The organism is Streptomyces sp. NPDC048650, assembly GCF_043199095.1.
Lineage (GTDB): Bacteria > Actinomycetota > Actinomycetes > Streptomycetales > Streptomycetaceae > Streptomyces.
The window spans coordinates 92313-108741 of sequence record NZ_JBICVM010000019.1 but is presented as its reverse complement, the minus strand read 5'-3'; the positions used below and the strand labels follow the sequence as shown (position 1 = coordinate 108741).

General features: G+C 69.2%; 22 protein-coding genes. 16 read left to right on the top strand and 6 right to left on the bottom strand.

Annotation, left to right across the window (positions count from 1 at the left end):
- Positions 1–54 precede the first annotated feature (54 nt).
- From ACGFML_RS34615 to ACGFML_RS34595, 5 genes are all read left to right on the top strand, one after another.
- Positions 55–738 carry a hypothetical protein gene (locus ACGFML_RS34615; protein WP_393549630.1) on the top strand — a complete coding sequence of 228 codons (684 nt, stop codon included), beginning with the start codon at positions 55–57 and terminating at the stop codon, positions 736–738.
- An 84-nt stretch (positions 739–822) separates the two neighbouring features.
- Positions 823–1476, top strand: coding sequence for a hypothetical protein (locus ACGFML_RS34610; RefSeq protein ID WP_393549629.1), 654 nt, complete (start codon positions 823–825; stop codon positions 1474–1476).
- Positions 1477–1648: 172 nt separating this feature from the next.
- Positions 1649–2497, top strand: a complete 849-nt coding sequence (locus ACGFML_RS34605) for a hypothetical protein (RefSeq protein ID WP_393549628.1) — start codon at positions 1649–1651, stop codon at positions 2495–2497.
- 380 nt (positions 2498–2877) lie between these two features.
- Positions 2878–4203 carry a DNA cytosine methyltransferase gene (locus tag ACGFML_RS34600; protein WP_393549627.1) on the top strand — a complete coding sequence of 442 codons (1326 nt, stop codon included), beginning with the start codon at positions 2878–2880 and terminating at the stop codon, positions 4201–4203.
- A gap of 119 nt (positions 4204–4322) precedes the next feature.
- Positions 4323–4673, top strand: a complete 351-nt coding sequence (locus ACGFML_RS34595) for a hypothetical protein (protein WP_393549626.1) — start codon at positions 4323–4325, stop codon at positions 4671–4673.
- Between the two features lie 13 nt (positions 4674–4686).
- Here the strand turns inward: ACGFML_RS34595 and ACGFML_RS34590 are convergent, their stop codons facing one another.
- The 4 genes from ACGFML_RS34590 to ACGFML_RS34575 form a co-directional block, all read right to left on the bottom strand.
- Entirely contained in the window at positions 4687–4986 is a 300-nt protein-coding gene (locus ACGFML_RS34590) for a hypothetical protein (protein WP_393549625.1), read from the bottom strand.
- Between the two features lie 128 nt (positions 4987–5114).
- A complete protein-coding gene (locus ACGFML_RS34585) occupies positions 5115–5657 on the bottom strand; it encodes a hypothetical protein (protein ID WP_393549624.1) in 543 nt (180 codons plus the stop codon).
- A 77-nt stretch (positions 5658–5734) separates the two neighbouring features.
- On the bottom strand, positions 5735–6058 hold the full coding sequence (locus tag ACGFML_RS34580) for a DUF6087 family protein (protein ID WP_393549623.1): 324 nt from the start codon (positions 6056–6058) through the stop codon (positions 5735–5737).
- 59 nt (positions 6059–6117) lie between these two features.
- Complete coding sequence (locus ACGFML_RS34575; protein ID WP_393549622.1) at positions 6118–7236, bottom strand: hypothetical protein; 1119 nt, start codon at positions 7234–7236, stop codon at positions 6118–6120.
- Positions 7237–7422: 186 nt separating this feature from the next.
- On the opposite strand from ACGFML_RS34575, the gene ACGFML_RS34570 reads away from it, so the two are divergent.
- The 10 genes from ACGFML_RS34570 to ACGFML_RS34525 all read left to right on the top strand — a co-directional run bounded on the left by ACGFML_RS34570 (position 7423) and on the right by ACGFML_RS34525 (position 14455).
- Positions 7423–7740 carry a hypothetical protein gene (locus ACGFML_RS34570; protein WP_393549621.1) on the top strand — a complete coding sequence of 106 codons (318 nt, stop codon included), beginning with the start codon at positions 7423–7425 and terminating at the stop codon, positions 7738–7740.
- 122 nt (positions 7741–7862) lie between these two features.
- A complete protein-coding gene (locus ACGFML_RS34565; protein WP_393549620.1) occupies positions 7863–8378 on the top strand; it encodes a hypothetical protein in 516 nt (171 codons plus the stop codon).
- A gap of 124 nt (positions 8379–8502) precedes the next feature.
- Positions 8503–9006: a hypothetical protein gene (locus tag ACGFML_RS34560; protein WP_393549619.1), complete on the top strand. Its 504-nt coding sequence runs from the start codon at positions 8503–8505 to the stop codon at positions 9004–9006.
- Positions 9007–9099: 93 nt separating this feature from the next.
- On the top strand, positions 9100–9453 hold the full coding sequence (locus tag ACGFML_RS34555; RefSeq protein ID WP_393549618.1) for an HNH endonuclease: 354 nt from the start codon (positions 9100–9102) through the stop codon (positions 9451–9453).
- Positions 9450–9746: a hypothetical protein gene (locus ACGFML_RS34550; protein WP_393549617.1), complete on the top strand. Its 297-nt coding sequence runs from the start codon at positions 9450–9452 to the stop codon at positions 9744–9746. The genes ACGFML_RS34555 and ACGFML_RS34550 overlap by 4 nt, the downstream gene beginning before the upstream one ends.
- Positions 9747–10035: 289 nt before the next feature.
- A complete protein-coding gene (locus ACGFML_RS34545; RefSeq protein WP_393549616.1) occupies positions 10036–10638 on the top strand; it encodes a hypothetical protein in 603 nt (200 codons plus the stop codon).
- Between the two features lie 273 nt (positions 10639–10911).
- Positions 10912–11595 carry a hypothetical protein gene (locus ACGFML_RS34540; RefSeq protein ID WP_393549615.1) on the top strand — a complete coding sequence of 228 codons (684 nt, stop codon included), beginning with the start codon at positions 10912–10914 and terminating at the stop codon, positions 11593–11595.
- A 74-nt stretch (positions 11596–11669) separates the two neighbouring features.
- Positions 11670–11912 (top strand): hypothetical protein, encoded by a 243-nt coding sequence (locus ACGFML_RS34535; RefSeq protein WP_393549614.1) that lies wholly within the window; start codon positions 11670–11672, stop codon positions 11910–11912.
- A 219-nt stretch (positions 11913–12131) separates the two neighbouring features.
- Complete coding sequence (locus ACGFML_RS34530) at positions 12132–13925, top strand: hypothetical protein (RefSeq protein WP_393549613.1); 1794 nt, start codon at positions 12132–12134, stop codon at positions 13923–13925.
- Between the two features lie 326 nt (positions 13926–14251).
- Entirely contained in the window at positions 14252–14455 is a 204-nt protein-coding gene (locus ACGFML_RS34525) for a hypothetical protein (RefSeq protein WP_393549612.1), read from the top strand.
- Positions 14456–14480: 25 nt separating this feature from the next.
- On the opposite strand, the gene ACGFML_RS34520 is transcribed toward ACGFML_RS34525, so the two are convergent.
- Complete coding sequence (locus ACGFML_RS34520; RefSeq protein ID WP_393549611.1) at positions 14481–14798, bottom strand: hypothetical protein; 318 nt, start codon at positions 14796–14798, stop codon at positions 14481–14483.
- A gap of 81 nt (positions 14799–14879) precedes the next feature.
- Here ACGFML_RS34520 and ACGFML_RS34515 point away from each other — a divergent pair, with 81 nt between their 5' ends.
- Positions 14880–15152 carry a hypothetical protein gene (locus tag ACGFML_RS34515; RefSeq protein ID WP_393549610.1) on the top strand — a complete coding sequence of 91 codons (273 nt, stop codon included), beginning with the start codon at positions 14880–14882 and terminating at the stop codon, positions 15150–15152.
- 575 nt (positions 15153–15727) lie between these two features.
- Here the strand turns inward: ACGFML_RS34515 and ACGFML_RS34510 are convergent.
- Positions 15728–16249, bottom strand: coding sequence for a hypothetical protein (locus ACGFML_RS34510; RefSeq protein WP_393549609.1), 522 nt, complete (start codon positions 16247–16249; stop codon positions 15728–15730).
- Between the last annotated feature and the right edge of the window lie 180 nt (positions 16250–16429).

The window sequence follows — 16429 nt, the reverse complement described above, 5'->3', positions numbered from 1 at the left end:
CCGCCGCGCCCCACCCCGCCGAAGAGCAACCGGCCCAGACCCGAACGGAACCCCGTGACCTACCAGCCCACTTCGGTCCAGATCGCTGCCGCCACCCGCGCCCGCACCGCCGCCAGCGTCGCCCGCGAGCGGTTCGCCGCCCCCACCACCATCACCGCGCTCCTGTTCATCGCCGCACACTTCGACGCCGCCGCGACCGCGTGTGACGCCTACGACGGGACCACAAACGCTTCCTTCATGGAGATGGGGCGTGCCCTGTCCGACGCCCGCGAGCTGATCGCCCTGCACCCCGACAGCCGCTTCCCGGACACGGTGATCGACTACATCACCGCACCACTCAGCGCCGCGCCCCTGCCCGCTCTGCCCCGGCTACTCCCGCCCAACGAGTGGGACGCCGCCGAGGAGACCGCGCTCCGTGCCGACCTCGACCGGCTCCACACCGACACCGAGGCAGCCGACACCGACACCGACCGCTGGTTCCGCACGGTGCTCGCCGTCCTCGCGAAGTGGAAGCGGCTCGAAGGCGCCGTCAACGTCGACAGCCTCCGCCCCTGCAACCGGGCGCGCGTCGCCGAGCTACACCTGAAGTGCACCGCGTGCGGCGGCTCCACCATCCGGTTCACCGTCTGCGAGTGGGCCGTCTGCTCCTGCGGCCAGGGCCAGACCTGGGCGGACGCCATGGTCTGCGACTGCATCGGCTACGACTGCCCAGCCGTCCAGCGCTTCGCCGCTAACTGACCACCCCGCTCCACGGGGCGTACCGCCCGGTGCGCCCCACCCCCGGCCGGAGAGCAACCGGCCCAGGCCCGAAAGGCACCAACGATGAGCAGCACCATCACCCCGCTCGCCCCCGAGGCCCGCGCCGCCTACGGCGCGTATGCCGCCTGCCCCCGCCGTCGCGACGTCGCCGACCTGCTCACCAAGCGACTCGGAGCGATGGAGGCGTACGCGTCTGCCCGTCGCCATGCCCCGGCTTGGAGCAAGGCCGCGGCGCAGCTCAAGGGCGCCATCGTCGACGTGGCCATCGCGACCGCCGTCCGCCGGGGACGTCGCCCCCTCATCCGGGCCGCGGTCGCCACCGTGAAGGACGCGATCGTGGTGTTCGAGACGGCGTACGCCACCTCCCTGCCGTACGACGAGCAGGGCCGCTACAGTCCCGCGCCCGGCACCCAGCACCCGTTCAGCGTCTCCGACATCGGCGATGCCGCCGTGCAGCTCCTCGGTCCCGACTGGGAAGCCGAGCCCGTCCCGTGGGGCGTCGGCGCCTCCATCGAGCACAAGGACGAGACGTTCGGCTACCTGCTGCTCGTCGACACCGGCAGGCACCCCATGACCCATGGAGTCCTCTACGTCGCCGACGACTCGGACAGCGGGAGCCGCACCTACCTGCGGGACGCGACCACCGCTGACTCTCTGCCGTCGCTCGCCGCGCGCATCGCCGCCGTCGTGCGCGACCTCCACGACGCGGAGGACTGACCGCCGCTCACAGTGCCCCGGCCACCCTGCCGGGGCACCTGGCCCGACGAGCAACCGGGCCACCCGAACCGAAGGGGTTACGCCCCGCTTCCGGCAGAGGGCGACGCAAGACGCTCCCTGCCGGTCCACTCCCCGGCGAGAGCAACGCCGGATGACCCGAAGGAACCACCTGATGGCCACTGCCACCGCCCCCGTGACCGCCGCGCCGGCACTCGCCCACCGCGTCGCCGAGCATCTTCCTCACCGCGACGGCAACGCCTGGACGGTCGCCCCGTACGCGGCGTGGTGGACGACCCGCCCCGCCGCGCGCCTCGCCCAGGCAGGGCGCCCCGGCGCCCTGATCCTCGCCGCACACCCGTGGCGCACCGAGATCGCGTGGCAGCTCGACGATCGCGAGCCGTACGGCCCCGACCTGGCACTCGACCGGATGGCGCCGGAGCCCGTTGCCCGCGAGACCCTGCGGCTCGTCCTGCCGCGCCTGGACGACGCCGCCGCCGTCGCCTACTCCCACCGACCTGCCGAGGCCGAGCACGCCCGGCTGCGGCACCTGAACCTCATCGGCAGCGCGGTGCGCGCCCACGGCGCCGCGACGCTCAACCACGTCGGCAACCAGCCGAACAGCCACGTCGTGACTTGGGGCAGCGCGGGCGTGCGGTACGCCGTGACGCTCGTCGGCGCGAACCCGGCCTGCGACATGTCCGTCACGGGTCCTGTCGCCGCCGTGGAGCGGTTGTTGCCGCTGTTCCTGCCCGAGCCAGCCGCCGAGACCCCCAGATTCCCGATGCGCACCGTCGGCACCCGTCTGGGCCGCCGCATAGCCGCGCACCTCGTGCAGTACACGGAGGTCGACCAACTCGACGACGGCGGACTCACCTTCGGCGGGAGCACCGGCCCATTCGGGTACGTCGCCCCGCCCACCGACCCGATCGCCCGCGTGCGGGACACCACGCCCGCGTCCGCCGAGCTGCACGGCGTCGGCGTCGACCACCTGGTGCACCTCGCCCCGTTCCTCACCCGCTGACCCATCCCTTCCCACGGGGCGCGCCCGAGCGGCGCGCCCCGGTTCCGACTGGAGACCATGCCCATGCCCGAGAACGCCCCCGCGAAGTCGTCCTGGACCGGGCGGACGGGCGCCCCTGACAGTGGCCGGGTCGGCCCGCTGAACCACCCTGGCCCGCTTGCTCGTTGAGTTCGCACGGCTTTCCGGCGGGGCGTTCCCTCATACCGAAGGGGCGCCCTGTTCGCCGTTCGACCTTGGCGCGGCCACCTCTTTTTGATACAGCACCGGCCACAAATACCTCCCTGGACTGCATAAACATACCCGTGGCGACGCATGCTGTACTATTTCTGGTGTTGGTGGAGAGCAACCGCCGACAGACCCGAAGCGAAAGAGACAACCCAGTGCCCGAGCTGACCGCAGCAGAACAGAGCGTCGTCACCACCGCGCTCGCCCACAAGGGGACCGGCGCCCCGATACCCACCCACGTCATGGCCGAGCTCGACGAGATCGCCGCGCCATGGCCCGGCCGTTGGCTGCTCCCCTGGGAGGAAGGCGAACCGGAGCGCGTTGTTGAACTGTGCGCTGGTCCGGGCGGCTGGGGAGAGGGACTGAAGACGGTCCTTGGGGTCACACGCTTCGACGTCGTCGGCGTCGACATCGACGAGGACGCATGCGCGACCGCCCGCGCCGCCGGACAAGTGCGCGTCTGCGCCGACATCGCCAAGCTCGACCCCGAGCACCTGGCACTGCGCGGCACGCGCGGCGTCATCATCAGCCCCCCATGCCCCAGCTTCTCTACGGCAGGCAAGCGCGCCGGACTCCTCAAGGCGAACATCGAGATTCTGTGCGAGACCATCGCCTACGTCGGTGAAGCGGCCGGGTTCATCCGCCTCGACGAGGTGTGCTGCGACGAGCTGTACCCCAACCTCGAAGGCGACTGCCGCTTGTGTGCCGAATACGGCTACCACGAGGGCTACGCCCCGCGCTCCGGCGCCACTTGGGCCGAGGTCCGCGCAATGCTCGACGGCCTCACCGACCCGCGTATTGGCCTGATGGCCGAGGTCGTCATCTGGCCGCTCGGCCTCCAGACGGCAGGCGCGCCGATCGAGTGGATGGCCATGGAGCAGTCCAGCAACCTGCCTGAAGGCGTCCTGGAAGACCTCTCGATCGAGTTCGGGTGCGCCGACTGGTTCCGTACCTCCTGGGCCGTTCTGGAGGCCGCAGACCTCGGCGTCGCCTCCCGACGCAAGCGGACCTTCATGGTCGCCACCCGCCACAAGTGGGTGGCCATCGCGCCGCCTGCCGCGTCCCTGCCAGTCACGACCATGGCCGAAGCGCTCGGCTGGGACGAGGGCGAGCGGATCAATACCCGAGGCAACCGGCCCGTCGACCCGGCTACCGGCCGTGCGAAGGGCGGTAATTGCTACTCCGCCGACAAGCCGTCCTGGTGCCTCACCGGCAAGACCCGCACCTGGGTCCGCGAACGTGATGGACTTCGGCTCACCCCCGCAGAGGCCGGGACCCTCGTCTCCTTCCGCGCCACCTACCCATGGCAGGGCTCCCGCTCATCACAGTTCCAGCAGGCCGGAGATGTCGTCTGCCCAGTCGTCGCCGCCTTCGTCCTCGCCGCGATCCACGGCATCGACTGGGAGCCACGGGTCCGGGACTACCTCACCGGCCTCTACCACTACGACGACCTGTGGGCCGAGTACGACCTAGCAGTGTGACCGTGCCGCCCGGCCTCCCGCCCTGGAGGCCGGGCCAGCCGCCCAGCGCGCGACGCAAGGCGTACGGCCCGCCCAGGATGCGCGACCGACCGACTGCCCAGCAACTGGAAGGCCCGTTAGTGAACACCCTCACCGCCCGACTCCACACGCTGCGCCCCGCCTCGGCTGCCGTCGCCACCGTCGCGGCGGCCGCTCTGCTCTTGACCGGCTGTTCCTCCGACTGCGACGACACGCCCGCCTGTCACGTCGTGCGCTCCAAGGGTGGTGACCTCGTTCCGTCCGGCGGCGGCCGACCGTGTGTCCTCTACGGGACCGGACGGCAACGCGTGGCCGGCGACGACGCTCGCCCGGCTGCGCCGGGGGGTGCCTCGAAGAACCGGTCGATGCCCAAGGCCCTGTCCGCGGCCAAGCCGAAGATGCCCGCCCCGAAGGCCCCTGCGGTCAAGCCCCCGTCCCTGGTAAGGAGGTAGGTGCCGCGCGCGGTCAACTCTGCTGGTCGTGCTCCGGGTTGATGCGATCGGTGAGTGCCGGCTCGGTCCGGCCGGGGGAAATGATGAGCTCGCCCGCAGCAGCCTTCCAGGTCAACGGCAGCCCTGCGGCCTTCCGTGCGCGGCGGTAGGCCAGTGCCCACCCCCTGTCGTGCTCGGCCTTCCCCTCCGCGTTGACGTGCGAACGCCACCACAGCCACCCGAACGGGTGACTGCGGCCGTCCGCGCCAGGCGGCACGAAGGAGTGCGCGGCGGTCGTGCTCAACTTCGCCAGCATGTCGGTGGTCTGTTGCACGCCGCCGAACGTAAACAGGTCTCGCCGGGCCCCTTCCTTCGCGCCCTGGACCATCCCGCGCAGGAACCCTGCGCCCAGGACCGCCACGACCAGGGCGACGATGACGCCAACGAGCGCCCAGCCCCAACTCACCGCTTGCCCCGGATGCCTGACACCATCCGCAGCCAGGGGTGCGCCGAGCCGCCCTTCGTGACGGCGCTTGTGGATCCAGAATCGACGCCACAGAACCGGGCCAGCACAGGCTGAAAAGCCATCAGCGCCGCTTCCGCCTCCTCGTACGCGGCCTTCCCTTGATCGAAGTCAGGCCAGGCGTGCACCACGTCGCCAGCCACGTACTGCCGAGACATCTCGCTCGTGACGTCCTGCGCCAACGGGTCGAGGGAGAACCGCTCGTTGCAGTAGTCGATCCAGGAGGAGCGCAGCGACAGGAGCCGCCCGGCGGCCACCACAGCGGGCAGGAGGGCTGGGGCAAGGGGCGACTCGGGGGTGACGCTCACGGCCAGCCTGTGCAGCGCGCTGTGCACCGCCCTGCTGTCGTACAGGGACTCCCCGACGAGGCAGTCCGGATCAGCCCCCGGCGTGGTGCTGAGGAACGGTGTGCGGGTCGCAAGCACAAGATGCGCGTGCCAGGCCATCTCTCGTTCGACCCGAGGCAACTTCCGGTCGGGCATGCTCTCCCCCTCGTGCGCAGTGCGTCGAACGCCTGTCTACCCGACTGGTCGCTCTGTCCACAACGATCACACGAGCATCAGGCGTCACGTTCTTCCGCAGGGGACGGCTTCCGATGCCGGCCGCGGCCCTTGCCCAAGGCTGGCCGGTCCCACTCGGCGGGCTTCTCCTCGACTGGCTGCGGCGGGTGCAACAGGGCCTTCGCGGCAGCCAGGTCATCGACGAGCCCGACGGTCACCCACTGAGTGCCGTCCCACTCCTGGATCACGCGTGGCGCGTCCGGCTCGACGTGTGCCCCACGATTCGGGCCGCCCGTGAGCGGCACCGCCCGCAGCTTCCCCTTCGACAGGGCCCGGCGCTCCTCACGCCGCCGCGCCCACTCCTCCAGCGGCTCCTCGTTCATCGCAGCATCGTGGCGCAGCCCGGTTCTTGAGCGCCACTCTGGCCGTAGTGCGGCGAGGTTCAGAAGCGGATGGTTCCCCGGTTGTGCTGCGACAGTAGAACGTGCAGCCCGGTCTCGCCTGCCTGTCCGACGCGGTACGTGCTGGCGTCGGGGTGGTCCGGGTCGGGCTCCGGGTACTCGTGGCACAGCGCACGCCAGCGCACCATGACGGGATCGTCGGCCTCGTCCTTCGTGTGCCCGAGGGCCTCTAGTCGGTCGGTCCACCGCTCCGTCAGCCCGATATCGCGCCGGGATCCGGCCAGTTCCTCGATGTCCTGTCGATTGACGTCGGAGACGGGCACCGAGCGTTCGCGTGCCAGGAGGTAGAAGCCGATGGCCAAGGAGCTGGCACCGTCCACGTATTCCTCACCGGAGGTGGTCGGGTAGCCCGTCGTGCTGATCACCTCGTGGCCGAGCGCGGGTGAGACCACAGCACGCGCCCGGTACCACGCGTCACGCCACAGCTCGCCACCTTCCCTGTCCGACTGCAGGGCCAGCTCGTCCAGGCGCTCGCGAACCGTCAGATTCGGGGTGCCGCACACTGGCAGTGCCGCGAGGTGATCCCACGTGTAGTAGCCGCGGTCGACGTCCTGCCGCATATACACGGCGTGCAGTCGGCTGACGCTGATCTCGACGCGTGCAGGGCGGATGCCGCGCAAGCGGCGGTTAAACTCGGCGTCGTGCACGTCTCCGGTGCGAAAGTAGGCCGCCGTGGAGTGCGGCCAGTGCCGGTCCCCGGCCGCCCGCAGTTGAATGTCCTTCACCGTCGACACGGCTTTACGGACCAGGGTGTTGAGGGAAGCGGGCTGCTCCTCGGGGTACATCGCGACTGTGACGGCGCTGGGCCCCGGCCACACCGGTCCCATCTGGACGGTCATCCGCGACGCGTTCCAGGCGACTTCCTTGCGGACGGCTTCCACCGCGCGCTCCACCTGGTCCCGCGTCAGACGGTGGCGGATGCCCTGCACAGTCCAGTGCAGCCACTGGGCCGGCACGATCCCGACACGGTCGTCGTACTCGGACAGCAGGTCGTGATGTGCCTGGATGAACTCTTGGTACTTCGGGTCATCCAGGATGGCTACGAAGTGCAGATACGGGCCGTCTGCCCACGTTCGCTTCGGGGAGAAGAAGCTCTCCACGCCCACCCCTCCATCATCTGGGCCGCACCTTGCGACCAGCACGCTACCCAACCGTACGGGGCGCCAGTCGACCGAGTGAGGCGTGTGTTCGGCAGGACAGTTGAGCGCCGGTGCTCACCAGGCGACATAAGCCCTGCCAAACGGTCACCGTCCGGGCTTCCCATCCCCTGTACGGAAGGAAGCCCCGTGAGCACTCCCGCGCCCTCCCGCCGCACTGTCGGCCTCGTCGTCGGCGCCGTCCTCGTCATCGTCGGTGCCGTGATCGCCTCGCTAGCCGTCTTCGGTGGTAGCACAGCCCCCGATCCCAAACCGTCCCGCCCGCCGACCTCCCAGCCCTCCGAGCCGACCACTGGGCCGACCTCGGAGCCGAGCTGCCTGCTCTACGACTTCGAGTGCCAGAGCGGCGGTGGCTCCGGCGGCCCGACTCCACAGCCGTCTACCCCGCCCGACGGCCGCACGGGAGGCGCCGGCGGGAACGAGGGCCTCTTCGGCGACACTGGCTGACCCCCGGCCTGCCGCAGACACCCTTGCCAAGCTGGGTGTGTCCGCGGCAGGCGGTGGAGCGTTGCACTCCTACGCTGAGCAACATGAGCGCCCCCTCCGACCCCACGAAGGTCCCGAGCACAATGGACCTCGCCAAGATCGTGAAGACTCTTGGCGGAACGCCCAGCAAGTACACGCCGCAGGGCCCTTCCGTCACGGAGCCCTTCATGAAGGCAGCACTGGCCACCGCGGCCTATGCCCGTGCGGCCAAGACCGCCCAGAAGGCGCAGGCCGACCTCGCGAAGACCGGCGCCGTGCAAGAACGGGCGTCGCTCAACATGCTGCTGACGGCCGCGGTCGAGGAGGGCGACGACCGCCTGGAGGCCATGCCGCTGTTCTGGTACTGGCAGGTCGGTGACATGGCCAGAGCGCTTCGCGAGATCCGCGAGCAGGCTCCCCAGGCCGACCCGCTGATCAAAGCACTCGCGGATACCTCGCGCGCCTTCATGATCCTGCTGGAGGCCCGCCTGAACCTCAACGCCGAGCACATCGGCCAGCTCACGAAGGTTCTCGGCGAGGCCGAGGAGATGCTGACCAGCGCACGGTCGAACACTGCCCGGCTGCCGAACTGGATTCGGCAGCCCGGCAATCTCGGTTGAGCCGACCGGAGACCGCCCCGTCCTGAGCTCGACGCTAGACCGCTCGGCCGGGATGCTGCCCCGTTGCACTTCCTGCCGGCACCCGCCCCTTCGGCTGGTGCCCGGTGAACGAACGGAGCACCACATGCAACCCGCAGTCCTCCAGGCCATCGACGCCTGGGAACTGAGCTGGAACAGGACACAGGCCGCGGCCGTAGCTGCACTGAAGGCCGCCTTCCCCTCGCTCGCCGACCGGCCTCGGTACGTCGGCTGCAACGACATCCGTTTGGAGTACGAACAGGACGGGCTCGGCGGGGGAAGGGTCTGCGTCGACGACGAGGGCCGCGCCAACGTCGAGTTCGGCCAGGTCCCCAACGAGATGATCGCGCGTGCCGTCGACGAGATCCGGTTTCCCTACCTCGACTACGCCGACGGGCCGCTGTGCGACGCCCCGCCGGGCACCTACGTCTACGAGTGCGAGTCGACCCACTCCCAGTTCGAGTTCGTCCTCGGCAGGCTCGGGCACGGCGAGGTGATCGTCTCGTCTGCCACGGTCCCCGATGCCGCGGCGCTCCTGGCGACCATGGCCGAGGTGGCGCAGATCCTCGAAGCGCGGCCGCCGGCCCCGGAGCCACAGGGCAGGACGTAAGCGTCTGCTGGTGTGCATCGTCCCGTCCTCGCCCCGCCGCCTTCCCGCGGTCGCACTCTGCGGCCCGGCGGCCGGGCAGGACGGAGACCGCTCGTGGCCAGAAGGCGCACCGGTCCCACGGACGCAGTCCGCGAACTCGTCTACCAGCGTGACGGCGGACGCTGCGTCCGCTGCGGCTCCGTGGACCGGCTGACAGTCCACCACCGCGTCAACAGGGGCATGGGCGGCGCCCGCGAGCAGTGGATCAACCAGCCGCCGAACCTGCTGCTGGTCTGCACAACGTGCAACCTGTGGTTCGAGGACAACCCGCGGGACTCGTACGCGGCCGGGTGGAAGGTGCGCCGCCCGCAGCTCCCCAACGAGGTGCGCGTCCTCTACCCCGGCGGCGGTCTTTACTGGCTCACCCAGGACGGCGCGCTGAGCATGGGTGTGGAGGCGGGACGATGAAGCGCACGGCCCCCGGGTTCGTCGACTTCGGCCGGTGGACGGCCGGCACCTGGATTACGAAGACGCCCGGCATCTGGTTCGCGATCGGCTACACCTACAGCCACACCGTGAAGCCGTACGGCGTCGGCGGGCCCGCCATCACGCTCGGGCGCCGCACCTGGGCCGTGTTCACGCTGTGCTCCCGCGCCGAGTACAAGGCCCGCAAGAGCGACCCGTGGGCGAGGGAGAGCGAGGAGTTCCAGCCGCTTCCCCGCCACCGCCGCGGACTGGAGCGGCTGCTGTGGTGGCGATGAGGAGCCTGGCCGGGCTCGGGGTGCTGCGCCGCAGTGCCGTCCCGCGCGCAGCGGTGGGACGGATCGCCTTCACTAACGTCCCTCACCCCTGCGATCCAGGTATTGCACATGACGTCGAAGGGCGGTTGCTCCTGCTCGGGCGCTTTGGGTTTGTCCTGCTCAGGAGGGGTGCACGGTGGTCGCCATGACAAGGCGGCGCCCTGCGCTGTACTATTTCTGGGTTCGTTCGGCATGGGGTTGCCCCAGCCTTCGCCGGCACCAGTGTGGTGCCCAGCCCCGGAGGCCAGTCATGCCCACTCCGCACCACAACCTCACGATCCCCGCGCACAAAAACCTCCGAGCCGAGGCCGAGCGCCAGGTCAAGGACGAACTGGGCGCCATCGCTCGTCCCGACGACCGGTTCAAGCGGGCCTGCGAGATCGTGCAGCAGGCCGACCTAGAGGTCGCCGCGCACGCCGAGGAGCGCAACCAGGCCGCCCTGTCGCTGTGGTTCTACGACGGCGTCCGCGGCCTGGACAAGGTCCTCGGTATCCTGCCCAACGCGTACTCCGAGATGCGCCGCATCGCCCTGCGCGGCCACAAGAAGGCGACCATCAATCCCGGAGGCGACCCCAACACCCGGATGACTGCCGAGCAGCGCCAGGCGGCCGCGGAGGAGGCCGGCGTGCCGCACATCGCGGACGCCGCTGACCGGCTGCCGTCCCTGTCCGCGACGGTGTCTGTGGCGACCGCGCGCAGGAAGGCCGCGATGCCGTTCCTGCAGGACTCCGCGCTCGTGCTGACGGAGGAGCCGTACGAGTGGTCCACGGACCGGATCGCCGAGCTGGGGGATATCACTCCGAAGTATGCCCGCGACTTGAAGAACGCGGCGAAGCGGCGCCGCGGCCACTGACCAGCAAGTCCCTCGACCCGGCCCCGAAGCAGCACCGGGGCCGGGTTTTCAGTCGCCGGTGACCGGGGCCTGAAAATCCGGCGCCGGTGAATCCGGCTTCCGGTGTAACGGGTTCCGGCAGATCAGGCCCCTTTAGTAGGAACATCAAGCATGACAATCAAGTAGTTACGGTGCCCTCGCTTCGCTCAGGCACCGTCGGCCTCCTTGCCAAGGGGCCTGCCTGGCGTCATCGGGCCCTGCCGGCTCATGATCACGGCTGGATAGGCTGCGCTCATGTCACGCGTACGCATCGCCCTTGCCACGGCCCTCGTCGGAATGGCCGCGCTCACCGCCTGCTCCTCCAGCGGCGACAAGCCGAGCTCCGCCGCCGGCGGGCCGGACGGCGACAAGCCGGTCTCTTCCCCGGCCCCGAAGCCGATCACGAAGGACCTCGCCCAGGCGGCCATCACCCAGGCACTGTTGGGCGACGGCGAGACGCTTCCCGGATGGGCCCTGCACGGCGACAAGGACGTGACGGACGGGGAGTATTGCAACACCACGGAAGCCGACTCCTCTCCGAAGGGGTGGGTCCGGGGCGGCGACACCTCGTACGAATACAACGGGTCCACGAGGAACATGGCCTTCGTGAACATCTGCCTCTTTGATACGGCCAAGGACGCACACAACGCCTACACGAAGTGGAAGGGCACCGAGGCGAGCAAGGAACAGTCCACCAAACCGCCGGTGGGCGAGGAGAGCACCCTCGTGATCAACCCCGGCGTCAGCGAGGACAGCGTCTACGGGTTCAGCCGCTCGGGCAAGGTCAACATCCGCGTGAAGATCGATGGCGGCACCGCAGGTGACCCATCAGGCGCACAGGCCATGCTCGCCGCGACACTGAAGCGTCTGCAGCAGCTCCAAGACGGGAAGCCCGCCACGGTCACGGCCACAGACGAGCAGGTCACCGCCGGGAAGTAGCCGGAGACGGCCAGATGGCGGCGTCCGGCTGTCACAGAATCGGGCGGGGCGGCGTTCTCTCCAACATGACGCCCATGCCCAGCGCTCTGTCCCTCGCCCGCCACTACTACGAGGCCCGCCGTGAGGTCCTGGCAGCGGGCGGCCACGAGGCCACGCCCTGGTACAGGCTCAGCGCCGACGAGCGCGCCGTCGCCATCGCCGAGGCCGCGATCATCGTCGAAGCCGTACGCCGCGCCAACGAGGAGCACCAGGCGCTCTTGTGCGCCCTCGACAACCGTTTCCCTGCCATCGATGCGCCCGGCGTCGTAGAGGTGTAACAGGATCGCGCCGCTCGACGTACTTATAGATGCCGAGGCCCGCGCGGCTCCCCTCCCCCCCGGATCCGCGCGGGCCTTGAGCGAGGCTTCCGGCGTGCGAAGCGCACAGCGCGGTCGTCATCACACAGCGCGCCGGAACCCGCGGTCTGGCCGGGTGCCTGGGCATGGGCACCGGCCAGACCGCGACATAAAGCCCACCCGAGCGGCACCGTCCCGATCATGTCCCGCACGCAGCCTGAGCAGCCGACACGCACCCGCGTGGCCCCCTCGGCTTCCAAGCTGCAGCACGCCCGACCCGGTGTCGTTTCCCGCGACGCTGCGAACGTCGCCGACATCCTCCTTCGCCTGACGCCCACCGAGCGCCGCAACGCCTTCAAGGAGCATTTCACCGCCCGCGAACGGGCCGTCATCATGACGGAGGTCGAACGGGCAACCGGCTCCCTATACGGCCTGTGGCGAGACTCGCCCAGCGGATTCGTCGAAGACGTCCTCGGCGAGAGCCTGTGGAGCAAGCAGCGCGCTGTTCTCGACTCGCTCGTCGGCCACAAGCGCACCGCCGTCCCTGCGGGATTCGGCGTCGGCAAGACGCACTTGGCCGCGCGCGCCGCGGTCTGGTTCACCAACGTGTATCCGGTCGGCACCGCACTGTGCATCACCACGGCAACGAGGTTTCGCCAGGTGCAGCGGCAGCTCTGGCCGCACATCCGCAAGATCGTGCCGCGTGCCGGCCTGCCGGGCTACTGCGACACCGTCCAGTACAAGATGCCCGACCCGTACGGCAACGACTTCGTAGCCGCCTACGGGTTCTCCGCCCCGGCCAACGATGAGGCGGCGATGCAGGGCATCCACATGCCCCATCTCCTGCTGATCGTCGACGAGGCGGGCGGTATCGCCCCCATGATCGGCCACGGCACCAACAACCTGCTCACCGGCGGGCATGCGGCGATGCTCGCCATCGGCAACCCCGCGATGGACGATCCCGCCTCGTGGTTCGAGGAGCTGTGCATCGAGGGTGAGGACCCGAGCGAGCCGACGACCTTCACCATCCCGATCTCCTCCCTCGATTCCCCGGCGATCACGGGCGAGTTGGCCCCGTACTGCACCGACTGCCCGGCGGGCGTCGTCCGGCACTCCCTCGCCGACCACATGCCGGACCAGGACTGGGTGGACCGCACCATCCGGTCGTACGGGGAAGATCACCCCTACGTGATCGCCAAGGTCTACGCGAGGTTCCCGAAGGGCGGCGGCGGCATCGTCGTCCCGCCGAGCTGGGTCGAGGCCGCCATGTCGTACGAGGATCCGACTGGCGACGGCTGGCACCGCCTGTGCGACCTCGGCCTGGAAGGCGAAACTGCCCAGCACACCGTCCGTGAAGGCGCCTGGGTCCGGTTGGGTGTCGACGTCGCGGCCGATGGCGGCGACGAGTTCACTGTCTACAGGGTCGTCGGTGACGCAGTCGAATTCCGGCACGCGTCCGCCGGCGCCGCGAACGACAACCAAGTGTCCGTCGCCGAGGTGGTCTTGGAAGAGATCCACGCTGCGCAGCGCCTCGCCAACGCACTGAACTCCCCGCACCCTGTGCGCGTCAAGGTCGACCAGAACGGCATCGGGCACGGAGTCGTGTCGATGCTCCAACGCTGGGCAGAGACCGGCCGGCACCGCGCCCAGATCGTCGGCGTCATGGTGTCGGAGTCGCCGAGCCAGGACGACCCGGGCACCGTCATGCGGCCGTGGCGCAAGCGCGACGAGATGTGGCTGGCGACTCGGAGCCTCCTCCAGCCGGACCCCTCCTCCGGCCGCGGTCGGCTGCGGTTCCACGTCGACAAGAAGGCCGCCGCACAGCTGTCTACCCCGAAGCTGCTGTCGACGACGAGCGGCTACACCCAGATCGAGTCGAAGAAGGCCATGAAGGGGCGCGGCATGAAGAGCCCGGACCGGGCGGAGGCAGTGCTCCTCGCCCTGTACGAGCCGGAGCCCCTGAACAAGCCGCGCCGCCGCGGCCTCCTCAACTGAAGAAACAAGCCACATTGAGTAGATTCGAAAACATGCCCGAGGATGCCCCGAGACGCCTGGACCCGACGATGGACACAGCATCGGCGGCGATCATTCTGGGGTGCGAGCCACGACGAGTCGGCCCGTGCACGCGCTGCCGTGGTCTGACGGTCCGCTACGGAGGGCCGAAGGCCGAACCGGTCTGCCGGGCCTGCCTCTCGGCCGAGGCTCCTGCCGCGCCGAGCAACCGGTAGATTCAGGCAGATGAGCACTGAGCAACCGCTGCACGTGGATGCACGATGATGGTCAGGCTCTCGCTGTGCTGCAGCGCGGCCAGCTTCGCGTTCATGATTCACGCGCTCATCTCCAGCAGGCGCCGCGCCCACATCCATCAAGACCGGATGCGGGCCCGTTACGAAGACGGGGTCGCGCAGGTCGACCAGACCGACGCCGCCTACCGGGATCGCCACCTGATCACCTCTCGGTCTGCGAAGGCGTGCCTCGCCTTCGCAGTGGTCGCGATGGTGCTTCTCGCTCTGTCCGCCGCATAGTGGGCCACGCCACGATGTGCGAGCGTCACCGAGTGCGCCACGGAAACCTCCACCGGCCCCGGCGGCTTGGCGCATCCCTCTGCTCCGGCTCCGCCTTCGGTGGCGGAGCAACCCTGTCCGGCTCCAGGCCAACCTTGTCTGGGTGCACGCAGGCCGGAATGCCCCCGTCGAGCGTGTAGCGGTGCCCGTTCACCGGATTGAACGGACACTCCCCGGACGGCCTGCTGTAGACCACGAACTGCTTCCGCGGATACTGCTGGGCCGGACAGATCCCGCAGACCGGCGGCTTCTCTTCACGGTCCGGATTGATGTACGGCGGCCCGGTGGGCTCCGGGATCTCCATGGAGCCAGAGGGTAGCGGGCTTCTCGCTCTCCGCCGGGCTACGGGCCGCTGCCGCAGGCGACTGCGGTAGCGTCCTCATCCATGGCGGACCCGTTCCTCACAGCCCTCGATCAGGCCACCCGAACCGTCGTTGCGCGCGTCCGCGGCGAACTCCCCGCGGCGGCCCCGACCGCGGCGGTGGGCAACACGATCGCGCACTACTACTGCTGCGACCCGAACCAGTCGCTGTGCGGGCTCGAACTGGGCGACACGTCGTTCGCCGGGGACAGCGAACAGGATTGCGTTGTCTGCGCGGACCTCAATGAGAGCGATGTGGATTGCCCCCTGTGCGCCAGCGGCCAGAACGCGGCCTGATCACGCTGGGACGGGAGACTCGTGGCCGCACGGGCACGAAGCAACGGCCTCCGCGCACACCATGACTCTGCCGGCATCCTCGGTGTCCGCAGCGGAGAACACCGCTACGACGGTGTCCGGGTCGGCCAAGCACGGGTGCTTGTCGAGGAGCCCCCGGAGCGCCGCTTGCGAGGCGAGGCCACGCGCCCCGAAGTCGGATGCCGGCCACCGGCCCGTGGCACGGTGCGCAGCAGGCGCCTCAATAGCGGCAGGGGAGACGGCGGCGAGCAGGTAGTCCGGGTGGACACCATGGAATTGGCGCATCGGAGTCCTCGTCGGGGGCGGGCGAATACGTACAAAGTTAAACGGAACAGTTGACTCCACACCGTCGTACCAAAGACCGAACTTGCACCCACCCCAGCTCATCCCCACGGAGTACAACCGTCACCAACGGATATCGAATCGCCTCTCCTGCGGCAACGCGAAAGGCCGCCGGGGCGGTCCTCCAAGCTTCTGTCCGGTGACAGGGAACCTTGAGCGCGTGCCATCGATACCTTGAGCGGCCAGCTCTTTGGGGTGGCCTGACGCGACCCAGGTCAGCCAGTGCCGGTGATCCAGCGTCCATTGAGGACGTCATTGATCATCTGTGTCGTGACTGTCTGCCGCATAGAGAAGAGGGCCCCGAATGAGTCTGTGCGCACTATGACGTCATGGGCTTGGTGGCTCGATCGGCTACTGATGATGCTTCGCACCTCAGCTTCGATGGAGCGCATCGTGGCAGCGAAGCGACTGTAGAACAGGTCCTCCGGCCCCAGGTGGCTGACGCTGGCCATCGCCTGATGGACCTGTTGCCGCAGCTCGGCCGACTTTTCGTCGAACTCCGTGAGCTCCGCAAACCGGCCAGCGGAGGCGTCCGTCGTGACGTGCATGAGATAGGTAAGCCACTCCTGCGCAGCGGCCCGGACGCCGCCGATCAAGGTCACGGCCTCAATTCGTTTGACATCCGCTGTTCGCGCTGCCTCAGCCCTTTCACTGCGCCTCTGGAGAGCTACCGCGATGCCCCCGGCGATAAGAGCACCCATTGCTGTTCCACCTACGCCGATCCAGGCAGCGTCCATCGGTCCCCTCCTGCTCGACGGTCCAAGTTAGTCGCTCCTGGCTGACCGCACGTCGAGTTGAGCGGTAGTCCACAACCTGCGGAGGCGGGTTCACTCAAAGTTCGATGGCACGCGCTCAAGGTTCGCCGTCACGGGACAGCTTCGAGGGAACAGGACACTCCGACGAGCCGAGGCTTTGCC